The following is a 10,793-nucleotide window of genomic DNA, read 5'->3' on the forward strand; positions in this document are numbered from 1 at the left end:
GGCATCTGTGACCACCGTGAAGATCGCATGAGGGCGTCCGGGAACGGCCGGCGATACCTGGAACCGGGAGGCAACCATCGGATTCCCTCCGACGTTGTCGCCGCCCGTTTCCGCCCCGTCCGCCCAGGTCCCGCCGTCCCCGTCCGGGCTAGGCCCGGCCGGCGGGTGAGGCCCCGGGTACGGGGCGATCGGAGTACCCGGAGCGCTGGGCGCGGGCCGAAGCATACAGACAGACCGCCGCGGCCGTGGCGAGATTGAGGCTTTCGGCACGTCCGTAGAGAGGAACGCGTACCACCTCGTCGACATGCCGAAGGATTTCTTCCGGCAGACCCCACGCCTCGTTGCCGAAGACCCAGGCGGTGGGACGGGCCAGCAGCCCGTCGTCGATGGCGGAGTCCAGGGTGCGGTCCCCGGCACCGTCGGCGGCCAGCACCGTCAGGCCACCGTCCCGCAGCGCGGGGATCAGCTCGTCGAAGCGGGGGCCGACCACCACGGGAAGGTGGAAGAGACTGCCCGCCGAGGCCCGTACGCACTTGCCGTTGTAGGGGTCCACCGAGGCGTCGGTGAACACCACCGAGTCCGACCCGGCGGCGTCGGCGGTGCGCAGCACGGTGCCCGCGTTGCCGGGGTCGCGGACGTGGGCGAGCACGGTGACCAGCCGGGGCGCGGGGTCCAGCGCCCGGGCGAGGGGGACGTCGACGAAGCCGCAGACGGCCAGCAGGCCCTGCGGCGTGACGGTCTGCGCCAACTCGGCCATGACCTCGCCGCTGACCCGCAGCACCGGCACGTCCGCGCGCTCGGCCGCCGCGATCAGGTCGGCGTGCCGGGACTCCGCCTCGGCGGTGGTGAACAGCTCCGTCAGCACCCCGGGGAGTTCCAGCGCCTCGCGCACGGCCTGCGGCCCCTCGGCGAGGAAGCGGCGCTCACGGTGCCGGAACGTGCGCTTGGCGAGCCGGCGCGCCGACTTCATCCGGGGCGACCGGATGGACGTCAGCTCACGGCCCGCCATGCTTCCCGCACTTCCCGTCCGGACGACCTTCTGACCGGCGATGCTCAGGCGGCCTTGGAGTCCTGCGCCGGCAGCGACTCCTTGGCCAGCTCGACCAGGGTCTTGAAGACCTCGGGCTCGTTGACCGCCAGCTCGGCGAGCATGCGGCGGTCGACCTCCAGCTCGGCGGCCTTGAGGCCCTGGATGAACCGGTTGTAGGTCATGCCGTTGGCGCGGGCGGCGGCGTTGATGCGCTGGATCCACAGCCGGCGGAACTGGCCCTTGCGGTCCTTGCGGTCCCGGTAGGCGTAGGTCATCGAGTGGAGCATCTGCTCCTTGGCCTTGCGGTACAGCCGCGACCGCTGGCCGCGGTAGCCGCTGGCCCGCTCGAGGACGACCCGACGCTTCTTGGCGGCGTTGACAGCCCGCTTCACACGTGCCACGTGTCACTCTCCTTTGCGCGAGGCCGGATCCGGTGGGCCCGGCCGTGGATGTCGAGGTTCGAGGTGATGGCTACTTGCGAAGCAGCTTCTTGATGTTCTTGGCGTCGGCGGGGGCGACCACGACCTGGCCGTCCAGGCGCCGCTTGCGCTTGGTCGGCTTGTGCTCGAGCAGGTGGTTGCGGTTGGCGCGGCGGCGCGTCACCTTGCCGGAGCCGGTCAGCCTGAAGCGCTTCTTGGCACCGCTGTGGGTCTTGGTCTTCGGCATGGTCGCCGTCGTCTCCTCTGTCCTCGACGTCCCGCGCGGGCGCGCGGGGGCGTGCGTGATCGGGGCGCGCACCATGAATCCATGGCGGCGCACCCGCTCAGCGCATCGAATCTATGTGCTGATCCCGCCCTGCCGGGCCGTGGGCCGGTCATGACGGACGGTCCGGGCACGACGTCGCCCGGACGCGCGGACCTCAGGTCCGCGCGACGGCCCAGGTCGCATGGGCCCCGCTGGGGGCTGCGCCGGCCGGCGGGCCGGAGCGGTCAGTCCTCGTCGTGCGCGCGCTGCTCGCCGGCGGCGGCGCGCTCGGCCTTGGCCTCCGCCTTGGCCTCGGCCTTCTTCTTGTGCGGACCGATGACCATGATCATGTTACGGCCGTCCTGCTTGGGCCGCGACTCGACGAAGCCGAGCTCCTCGACGTCCTCGGCGAGCCGCGACAGCAGCCGGAAGCCGAGTTCGGGGCGGGACTGCTCACGCCCGCGGAACATGATCGTCACCTTGACCTTGTCCCCCGCCTTGAGGAACCGCACCACGTGACCCTTCTTGGTCTCGTAGTCGTGCGGGTCGATCTTCGGCCGGAGCTTGATCTCCTTGATGACCGTATGCGCCTGGTTACGCCGCGCCTCGCGTGCCTTCATCGCGGACTCGTACTTGAACTTTCCGTAGTCCATCAGCTTGGCCACGGGGGGACGCGCGGTGGGCGCGACCTCCACGAGGTCGAGATCGGACTCACGGGCCAGTTCGAGTGCCTTGACGATGGGGACGATGCCCACCTGTTCGCCGTTCGGACCGACGAGCCGGACCTCGGGCACGCGAATGCGGTCGTTGATACGCGGTTCGGCGCTGATTCGGACCTCCTTGGGGCCGTCACTTCTGGTCGTGGTTCGTGCCGACCGGCCGCGGGGGGCTCTCATGCGAAAAGCCCCGCACGACTCACATGCGGGGCCACCATCGGTCGGCTCGGCGGACGACACCGCCGAGACTCGGCGAACGGTCACCGCGTCGACCTCGCGACGCGTACCGCCCACCGGACCGATGACCCTCCAGCCTGAACGGCCGGACAGGTGGGAGTGGCCTCCACTTGAGCACCCGGGGGCGAAGCCTCCGGGTCGGTCAGCGAGTAAGACTATCAGTTCTTCGTCCACCCTACCGCATCGACGCCTCGGCGGCGTCACACCCGCGACCCGTGCGCGGATTGCAACCTACCGACGATCGATATATAACGGGTTCATGAGCAGTGCGATGCAGGAACCCACCTTCCTCATCCTGACCGCGCTGGCCGACCGGCCACTGCACGGCTACGGGATCATCACCGACGTGGCCCGGATCTCCGACGGACGGGCCCGGCTGCGCGCCGGGACGCTCTACGCCGCCCTCGACCGGCTCCAGTCCGACGGCCTGGTGGCGCCGGACCACGAGGAGGTCGTCGAGGGCCGGCTGCGCCGCTACTACCGCATCACCCGGGACGGCGCCGCCGCCCTGTCCGCCGAGGTCGACCGACTCCGCCGACGCGCCGAGGTCGCCGCCCGCCGCCTGGCCGCCCTGCGGCCGCCGCCCGCCAACGCCTCCCCCGTCTGATCGAGGAGACTCGACGTGAGCGCACTCGAACACCGATACCGCAGGCTGCTGCGCTGGTACCCGGCCGACCACCGGAGCCGGCACGAGGAGGAGATGCTGGGCGTCCTGCTCGCGTCGGCGGATTCCGGCCGCACGCGGCCGGCCGCCCGGGACGCGGCCGACCTCCTCGGCGGGGCCCTGCGCATCAGGTTCCGGCGCCTGCTGCGGCCCTCCCCGCAGGAGTGGCGGGACGGGGTCGCGCTGGCCGGCGTCGTGGGGGCGCTGCTGGTGACCGTCGTCCACGTGACCGCGATCATCGGGGCCCTCGGGGCCGAGCCGCCGGACGTCGCGCTGTACACGGCGACGGCCGCGCTTCCGGTGGCGGTGCTGGTCCTCGCACTGCGCGGGGCCCGCCGGCCGGCCGCGCTCGCGGCCTGGGCGCTGGTCGCGACGCTGACCGTCGACGCGACCCTCGCCCTCACCGACGACACGCTTCTCAGCGCCTACGAGGGCCTCCGGCAGACCCTCGGCGTTCAGAGCGCCCTCCAGATGCTCCTGCCGGTGGTGTCCGCCCTGCTGCTGTCCGTGCCCACCGACACCCGCCGGGCCGTCGAACTGGCGGGCTCCTGGCGACTGATCCGGTTCGGGGTGGCGAGCGCCGTGGTCGTGTACGTCGATCTGTGGCTGCTGTTCCTGGTGTGGCTGCCGCCGGCGTTCTTCGCCTACTGGGCGGGTCGGGCCGCGCCGCATGCGGCGGGGAGGGTGGCCGTGGTCATCCTGGCCGTTCCCGTGGTGATGTCGGCCCCCGGGACGACGGTGGTCGACATCGGAATGATCTGGGGGTTCGGGTGGCCGATCGAACCGCTGCTCCTGCTCGTCCCCGCGGTCCTGGTCTTCGTTCTGACGGCGATGTGGACGGTGCGGCGCGATGCCGCGCCCGGTCCGGACGCGGGGGCGACCGCCGCCTGAACGAGGATCCTCAGTGCGGGTCGTCGCGGGAGGCCGTTTGGGCCTCCCCGGCGGCCCGCATCGCCTCGACCGGGACGTCCTGGCGGCCGGTCATCATGGCCACCTGCCGCGCGGCCTGGTGCAGCAGCATCGGGAACCCGCCGACCACCGTGCCGCCCGCGTCGCCCACGGCGCGGGCCAGCGTCGTCGGCCACGGGGCGTACACCACGTCGAACAGCGCGGCCCCCGACCGGGCGACGAGCCCGGCGTACGGGTCGGCGGCCGTGCCCGGCAGGGTGGAGACCACCAGGTCGGCGGGCAGCGCGTCCGGCAGCGCGGCGAGGGTGAGCACTTCGACGGAGAGGCCGAGCCGCTCCCCCACGGCGCGGGTCTCCTCCGCCCTGGCGGGGTCGCGGACGGCGAGGGTCGCGGCGGCGAGGCCCAGGTCGCGCAGCGCGGCCAGCGCGGACGCGGCGGTGGCCCCCGCGCCGAGCACCACCGCCGAGCGCGGCGCGGTCACCCCGACCTCGGTCAGCGCGGCGACGATGCCGTACACGTCGGTGTTGTCGGCGATCCGGCGGCCGTCGCGCAGCACGATCGTGTTGGCGCCGCCCACCGTCGACGCCAGGTCGGACACCTCGTCGGCCAGCTTCAGGGCGGTGCGCTTGAGCGGCATCGTCAGCGAGAGCCCGGCCCACTCGGCGCCCAGGCCGTCCAGCAGGGGCGCCAGGCCCTCCTCGTCGCACTCGACGGCCTCGTACGTCCAGCCCGTCAGGCCCATCGCGGCGTACGCGGCCCGGTGCAGCACCGGCGACAGCGAGTGCGCGATCGGCTTGCCCAGCACCGCCGCCCTGGTCGCGCGGAGATGGCCGGTCATCCGCCGCCGTTCTCGCGCAGGTAGTCGTTGAGCTTGTCGCGGAGCCGTGTGAACTCCTCGTCCGTGGTGGCGAACTCGGTGATCTTGTTCTTCGGGTCGGTCGCCACGAAGAACAGCCACGTCCCCTCGGCGGGCTCGAACACGGCATCGATGGCCTTCTCGCCCGGGTTGGAGATCGGGCCGGGCGGCAGCCCCGCGTGGTTGTAGGTGTTGTACGGACTCTTGGACTTGATGTCCTCGTTGCTCGCCACGATGCCGAACTTCTTCAGGCCGTACAGCGTGGTGCTGTCGAACTTGAGGTACATCGGGGGGTCGTGCTCGAACCGGTTGTAGATGACGCGGGAGATCTTCGGCATATCCGAGGGCCTGCCGCTCTCCGCCTGGATGAGGCTGGCCATCGTGATCACCTTCTGCGGCTCGAGGTTCGCCTCCCGGGCGCGCTCCTCCAGGCCGATGTCGTCGGCGACCTTCTTGAACCGGTCGACCATCGTCTTGAGGATGGACTCCGCGGTGCCCTCGGGATCCAGGTCGTAGCGACCCGGCCACAGGTAGCCCTCCACCTCGCCGTCGGCGTAAGAGGGCAGGTCCAGCGCCTCGGGCTTGGCGACGACGGCCTCGTACTCCTCCTTCGGGATGCCGGTCCTCTTCACCAGCTCCTTGATCACCTGGGAGACCCGCAGCCCCTCGGGGAGGATGATCTGGTTGCCGGCGCGGGACTTGGGGTCGAGGAGCAGGGCCAAGGCGGCGGTGCCCGACATCCGCTTGCGCATCGCGTAGTAGCCCGGCTGGATCTCCGACGACCGGGAGTCCTTGTTGGCGGCCCGGACGTAGGCCTTGCTGCTCTTGACGACGTCCGCGTCCTCCAGGCGTCGGCCGATGGCCTGGCCGGTGTCGCCCTCCATGATCTGCACGGTGACCCGGCCGGCGCCCTCCCCCGTGTAGTCGGGGGTGGACAGCCTCTTCTCCAGGGCGGCCAGGCCGAGGAGCCCGCCGCCACCGAAGACCGCCACCAGGAACGCCAGGGAGAACATCACCGCGGCGCGGCCGTTCATCCGCCGGCGGCGCCGGCGCTTGCGGGCCGCCCCCTCGGGGCCGCGCCGGGCCTGTGGCCGGTCGGCGGGGGCTCCATGGCCGGGTTCTTCGAAGAGGTCGAGATCATTCATGAGCGTCCTCGGACGGTCTCGCCGGGCGGGCGTCCCGTCTGGCGTTCCCCATCGAGCGCCGCCTGCAACAACACCACGGCGGCGGCCTGGTCGACCACCTGCCGCCGTGCGCGGCCGCGCACCCCGGACTGCCGCAGACCGGTCTCCGCCGTGACGGTGGTGAGCCGCTCATCGTACAGCCGGACGCCGTCGGCGGGCAGCCGGTCCGTCAGCCGGGCGGCCAGCGCCTCGGCGAACCGCCGCGCCTCGGCGGCGGCGGGGCCGGAGCGGCCCGACAGGGAGGTGGGCAGGCCGACGATCACCTCGACGGCCTCGTACTCGGTGACCAGCTCGGCGAGGCGGTCCAGGTCGCCCTTGCCGCGCCGAACGGTCTCCACGGGGGTGGCCAGCACGCCGCCGGGGTCGCTGCGCGCGACGCCGATGCGGACGCTGCCCACATCGACGCCGAGGCGGGCCCCGGGCCTCACGGCCGCCTCACCCCTCCGCCGGACCGGCGGCGGGGCGGGGCCGGCGACCGGTCCGCCGGATTCCCGAAGGCACAAGATCCAGCCACATACCGAACAATACGGCCATGCCGCCGAGCGCGGTTCGTGATCACGCGGACCCGACTGCCCGTTCGACGGCGGCGAGCGCGTCGCCGATGGCGGCCGGGTTCGCCCCGCCACCCTGGGCGAGGTCGTCCTTGCCGCCTCCGCCGCCGCCGAGCGTCTTGGCCGCCACGCCCACCAGCGCGCCGGCCTTCAGGCCGCGCTCGCGGGCGCCTTCGGTGACCGCGACCACCACGACGGGCCGGTCCTTGGGCACTCCGGTGACCATCACGACGGCGGGCCGGGCCGCCAGTCGGCCGCGCACGTCCACGGCGAGCCTGCGCAGGTCGTCGGCGCCGGTGCCGTCGGGGGCGCGGTGCCCCACGTAGGCGACGCCGCCGACGTCCGCGGCGCCATCGGCCAGGGACCCCGCCACGGCCAGCACCTGCGAGGACCGCAGTCGCTCCAGCTCCTTCTCCGCCTCGCGGAGCCGTCCGACGATCCCGGAGACCCGCTCGGGCAGCTCCTCCTTGCGGATCTTGAGCTGCTCGGTGAGCTGGGCGACCAGCACGCTCTCGCGGGCCAGGAAGCGGAAGGCGTCGATGCCGACCAGTGCCTCGACCCGGCGGACTCCCGCGCCGATGGACGACTCGCCGAGCACCTTGACCAGCCCGAGCTGCCCGGAGCGGGCCACGTGGGTGCCGCCGCACAGCTCGCGGGAGTAGTCGCCGACCTCGACGACCCGGACCTCGTCGCCGTACTTCTCGCCGAACAGGGCGAGGGCCCCCATGGCGCGGGCCTCGTCGATGGAGGTGTGGAACGCGCGCACGTCCAGGTCGTTGACCAGGACCTCGTTGACCTCGTCCTCGACGTCGCGCAGCATGGTCGGCGAGACGGGGCCGGTGCTGGTGAAGTCGAACCGGAAGCGGCCGGGCGAGTTCTCCGAGCCGGCCTGGGCGGCGGACTCGCCGAGCGCCCGCCGGAACCCGGCGTGGACCATGTGGGTGGCGGTGTGGGAGCGGGAGATCGCCCGCCGCCGCTCCACGTCGATCTCGGCGAACGCCGCGTCGCCGGTCTGGGCCTCGCCGCTGCGGACCCTCCCGCGGTGGACGATCAGCCCGGACAGCGGGGCCTGCACGTCGTGAACCTCGATCTCGGCCCCGTTGCCCAGCCGGATGAGGCCGTGGTCGGCGAGCTGGCCGCCGCCCTCGGCGTAGAACGGGGTGCGGTCGAGGACGACCTCGACCTCGGTGCCCGCGCCGGCCGCCGGGACGGAGACCCCGTCGACCAGCAGGCCGACCAGCCGGGCCTCGCCGCTGACGTCGTTGTAGCCGGTGAAGTCGACGCTGCCGCCGGACAGGTCGAGGAGGTCGCCGAGCACGGACACGTCGAGGTTGCCGGTCTTCTTGGCGGCCGCGTCGGCCTTGGCGCGCTGCCGCTGCTCGTTCAGCAGCCGGCGGAAGCCGTCCTCGTCGACCGTCAGGCCCTGCTCGGAGGCCATCTCCAGGGTGAGGTCGATCGGGAAGCCGTAGGTGTCGTGCAGCGTGAACGCCTGGGTCCCGGCGAGGGTGGGGCGGCCGGAGCGCTTGGTCTCCTCCACCGCCGCGTCGAAGATGGCGGTCCCGGTGCGCAGGGTCTGCAGGAACCTCTCCTCCTCCGCGTCGATCACGGTGTGGATGTTGGCGGCGGTGCGGACGAGGTCAGGGTACTGCTCGCCCATCGCGCCGACCGCGACGGCGGTCAGGTCGTGCATCAGCCCGGCGTCCTCGCCGCCCAGCAGCCGCAGGTTGCGGATGGCGCGGCGGAGGATGCGGCGCAGCACGTAGCCGCGGCCCTCGTTGCCGGGCATGATCCCGTCGGCGACCATCATGGTCCCGGCGCGCACGTGGTCGGCGATGACCCGCAGCGACACGTCGGCGCGCCGATCGCGGCCGTACTTGGAGTGGGTCAGCTCGGCGGCGCGGTCGAGGACCTTCCAGAGGGTGTCGGTCTCGTAGATGTTGTCGACGCCCTGGAGGATGGCGGCCATCCGCTCCAGGCCCATGCCGGTGTCGATGTTCTTGGCGGGCAGGGGGCCGGAGATGTCGAAGTCGACCTTGGTGCGGACCGCGGACAACTGCTCCTGCATGAAGACGAGGTTCCAGACCTCCAGGTAGCGGTCCTCGTCGACGACCGGGCCGCCCTCACGGCCGTACTCGGGGCCCCGGTCGTAATAGATCTCCGAGCACGGGCCGCCGGGCCCGGGAACGCCCATGTGCCAGTAGTTGTCGGCCAGCCCGCGCCGCTGGATCCGCTCGGTGGGCACGCCGACCTTGCGGTGCCACAGGTCGGCGGCCTCGTCGTCATCGAGGTAGACGGTGACCCACCAGGCGCTCCTCGGGGAAGCCGAACCCGCCGTCGGCCTCGGAGCGCGTCAGCAGCTCCCAGGCGAACGGGACGGCGTCCTCCTTGAAGTAGTCGCCGATCGAGAAGTTGCCCAGCATCTGGAAGAACGTGGCGTGCCTGGTGGTCTTGCCGACCTCGTCGATGTCCGGGGTGCGCACGCACTTCTGGGCGCTGGTCATCCGCGGCGACGGGGGGGTCCGCTGGCCCAGGAAGTACGGCTTGAACGGGACCATCCCGGCGGGGACCAGCAGCAGGGTGGGGTCCTCGGCGACCAGGCTGGCCGAGGGCACGACCGTGTGCCCCCGCTCCTCGAAGAACGTGAGGAAACGGCGTGCGACCTCTGCCGACTCCATGATCAGTGGCCATCCTTGTCTTCGTCGATAACGGTGTAGGGCGCTCGGAGGATCCGGCGGGGGCCGGGAACCCTCGGGCTCGGGGGGGTGCCGGTCCATCTCGATGGCCTCGCGCAGCTCCGCCTCGCGGGCGAGGGTCTCGTCGCGGACGTCGCGGGCGAAGGCCCGCATCCGGTCGCCGGCGCCGAGGGCCCCGACGGCGGCCCGGCCCGCCAGGCTCTGCGGGGTGAGCCGCCGCGCCACGCGGGTGGCCTTGCGGGTCGCCCAGACCCCGGTGCCGGCTCCGACGACCAGCCAGAACATGCGTCTCATCTCACCGGCGCCCCTTGCCGGAGGCCTGACGGAGGGCACGGCGGGCGGGCGGCTCGGGCCGGGCGGGCGGCCGCTCGGCGGCCCGGTTGCCCAGCGCCTTGCGCACGCCGTAGGAGAAGGCCGCCGCCTTGACCACGGGGCCGCCGAACACCGTCGACATCACCGTGGTGACCGCCGAGACGTTTCTGGGTGACGCCGGCGACCTGCCGGGTGATCACGTCGGTGCGGCCGAGCTGCTCGTTGGCGCGTCGCACGGTGCCGGCCATGTCGTCCAGCAGGGGCCCGCCTGGTCGGTGAGGTCGCCGACCAGCTCGGCGGTCTCGCCCAGGAGCCGGGCCAGCCGGAGGAGGGCGTAGGCCAGGAAAGAGACCAGGATGGCCCAGAAACAGGCCACGATGAGGGCCGCCAGCTCGCCACCAGTAAGCATCCGGGTGTCCGTTCGCGTCGCCGTCCGTCTTCGGGGCCAGGTGCGGTGTTCGCAAGACCATACCGTGGGTACCCGTGCCGGCGAACCCGCTTTTCCGGCCGTGCGGGGTGCGCCGGCCGTCCGCTCTAACCCGCCTGCGGGGTGCGCCGGTCCCGCGTCCGCCGTCCCGCCCCACCGCCGGCGGTATGTGCCGGTCCCCCGCGTCGGGCCGTCCGCCCCATCCGCAGGTTAGCCGGTCGCAGGGACGAAGGACCGCCTCCCGCCCCGGGGTGTCACGGGGCTCGGTCGTCCCCACGACCGCGCAGGACGGCGCGGATGCGTTCCAGCACGTCGGAGAACCTGGCCTCGGCGCGTGGCGTGTCGGACGGTAGTACCGGCGGCCCTCCACGGCGTCGGGCGCGTACTGCTGCGGACGACCCCGCCGGATGGTCGTGGGCGTGCTGGTAGCCGACGCCGTGTCCGAGCTTGGCGGCGCCCTTGGAGTGCGCGTCGCGCAGATGGGCGGGCACGGACCGGCAGCCCCTTCTTGACGTCGCCGATCGCCTCGC

At 72.6% G+C, this 10,793-nt stretch carries 12 protein-coding genes and 2 pseudogenes; 2 read left to right on the forward strand and 12 right to left on the reverse strand.

What is annotated here, in order from left to right; genetic code table 11:
• Positions 1 to 148: 148 nt before the first annotated feature.
• From DFJ69_RS33540 to infC, 4 genes are all read right to left on the reverse strand, one after another.
• On the reverse strand, positions 149 to 1,009 hold the full coding sequence (locus DFJ69_RS33540; RefSeq protein WP_116026278.1) for a TrmH family RNA methyltransferase: 861 nt from the start codon (positions 1,007 to 1,009) through the stop codon (positions 149 to 151).
• 44 nt (positions 1,010 to 1,053) lie between these two features.
• Positions 1,054 to 1,431: a 50S ribosomal protein L20 gene (gene rplT / locus DFJ69_RS33545; RefSeq protein ID WP_116026279.1), complete on the reverse strand. Its 378-nt coding sequence runs from the start codon at positions 1,429 to 1,431 to the stop codon at positions 1,054 to 1,056.
• A 70-nt stretch (positions 1,432 to 1,501) separates the two neighbouring features.
• Positions 1,502 to 1,696, reverse strand: a complete 195-nt coding sequence (rpmI, locus tag DFJ69_RS33550) for a 50S ribosomal protein L35 (RefSeq protein ID WP_116027084.1) — start codon at positions 1,694 to 1,696, stop codon at positions 1,502 to 1,504.
• Between the two features lie 263 nt (positions 1,697 to 1,959).
• The gene (gene infC / locus DFJ69_RS33555) at positions 1,960 to 2,544 is read right to left on the reverse strand and encodes a translation initiation factor IF-3 (RefSeq protein ID WP_116027085.1); all 585 of its coding nucleotides are present in this window, start codon (positions 2,542 to 2,544) and stop codon (positions 1,960 to 1,962) included.
• 382 nt (positions 2,545 to 2,926) lie between these two features.
• Between infC and DFJ69_RS33560 the strand changes: the two genes are divergently transcribed.
• A complete protein-coding gene (locus tag DFJ69_RS33560) occupies positions 2,927 to 3,274 on the forward strand; it encodes a PadR family transcriptional regulator (protein WP_245974682.1) in 348 nt (115 codons plus the stop codon).
• A gap of 15 nt (positions 3,275 to 3,289) precedes the next feature.
• Positions 3,290 to 4,222, forward strand: coding sequence for a hypothetical protein (locus DFJ69_RS33565; RefSeq protein WP_116026281.1), 933 nt, complete (start codon positions 3,290 to 3,292; stop codon positions 4,220 to 4,222).
• 10 nt (positions 4,223 to 4,232) lie between these two features.
• On the opposite strand, the gene DFJ69_RS33570 is transcribed toward DFJ69_RS33565, so the two are convergent.
• The 8 genes and pseudogenes from DFJ69_RS33570 to DFJ69_RS33595 form a co-directional block, all read right to left on the reverse strand.
• Positions 4,233 to 5,078 carry a shikimate dehydrogenase gene (locus DFJ69_RS33570; RefSeq protein WP_116026282.1) on the reverse strand — a complete coding sequence of 282 codons (846 nt, stop codon included), beginning with the start codon at positions 5,076 to 5,078 and terminating at the stop codon, positions 4,233 to 4,235.
• Positions 5,075 to 6,241, reverse strand: coding sequence for an endolytic transglycosylase MltG (gene mltG, locus DFJ69_RS33575; protein WP_116026283.1), 1,167 nt, complete (start codon positions 6,239 to 6,241; stop codon positions 5,075 to 5,077). The genes DFJ69_RS33570 and mltG overlap by 4 nt, the downstream gene beginning before the upstream one ends.
• Positions 6,238 to 6,708 (reverse strand): Holliday junction resolvase RuvX, encoded by a 471-nt coding sequence (gene ruvX / locus DFJ69_RS33580; protein ID WP_116020571.1) that lies wholly within the window; start codon positions 6,706 to 6,708, stop codon positions 6,238 to 6,240. Before ruvX ends, mltG begins: the two co-directional genes overlap by 4 nt.
• 127 nt (positions 6,709 to 6,835) lie before the next feature.
• Positions 6,836 to 9,506 (reverse strand): annotated as a pseudogene (alaS, locus tag DFJ69_RS33585) (alanine--tRNA ligase).
• A gap of 147 nt (positions 9,507 to 9,653) precedes the next feature.
• Positions 9,654 to 9,818 (reverse strand): annotated as a pseudogene (locus DFJ69_RS35995) (hypothetical protein); the annotation flags it as partial.
• Between the two features lies 1 nt (position 9,819).
• Entirely contained in the window at positions 9,820 to 9,978 is a 159-nt protein-coding gene (locus DFJ69_RS36000) for a hypothetical protein (RefSeq protein WP_245974683.1), read from the reverse strand.
• A 54-nt stretch (positions 9,979 to 10,032) separates the two neighbouring features.
• Entirely contained in the window at positions 10,033 to 10,245 is a 213-nt protein-coding gene (locus DFJ69_RS36005; protein WP_245974684.1) for a hypothetical protein, read from the reverse strand.
• Positions 10,246 to 10,517: 272 nt separating this feature from the next.
• A partial coding sequence (locus DFJ69_RS33595) for an AAA family ATPase (protein WP_484419707.1) occupies positions 10,518 to 10,793 on the reverse strand: 276 nt, incomplete at its 5' end.

The sequence above is a fragment of the Thermomonospora umbrina genome (genome assembly GCF_003386555.1).
In the GTDB taxonomy this organism is placed as follows: domain Bacteria; phylum Actinomycetota; class Actinomycetes; order Streptosporangiales; family Streptosporangiaceae; genus Thermomonospora; species Thermomonospora umbrina.

Coding starts and splice junctions, on each gene's coding strand:
- DFJ69_RS33540 (WP_116026278.1), bottom strand. CDS start 1,009: ATGGCGGGCCGTGAGCTGACGTCCATCCGGTCGCCCCGGATGAAGTCG.
- rpmI (WP_116027084.1), bottom strand. CDS start 1,696: ATGCCGAAGACCAAGACCCACAGCGGTGCCAAGAAGCGCTTCAGGCTG.
- DFJ69_RS33560 (WP_245974682.1), top strand. CDS start 2,927: ATGAGCAGTGCGATGCAGGAACCCACCTTCCTCATCCTGACCGCGCTG.
- DFJ69_RS33570 (WP_116026282.1), bottom strand. CDS start 5,078: ATGACCGGCCATCTCCGCGCGACCAGGGCGGCGGTGCTGGGCAAGCCG.
- mltG (WP_116026283.1), bottom strand. CDS start 6,241: ATGAATGATCTCGACCTCTTCGAAGAACCCGGCCATGGAGCCCCCGCC.
- DFJ69_RS36000 (WP_245974683.1), bottom strand. CDS start 9,978: ATGTCGACGGTGTTCGGCGGCCCCGTGGTCAAGGCGGCGGCCTTCTCC.
- DFJ69_RS36005 (WP_245974684.1), bottom strand. CDS start 10,245: ATGCTTACTGGTGGCGAGCTGGCGGCCCTCATCGTGGCCTGTTTCTGG.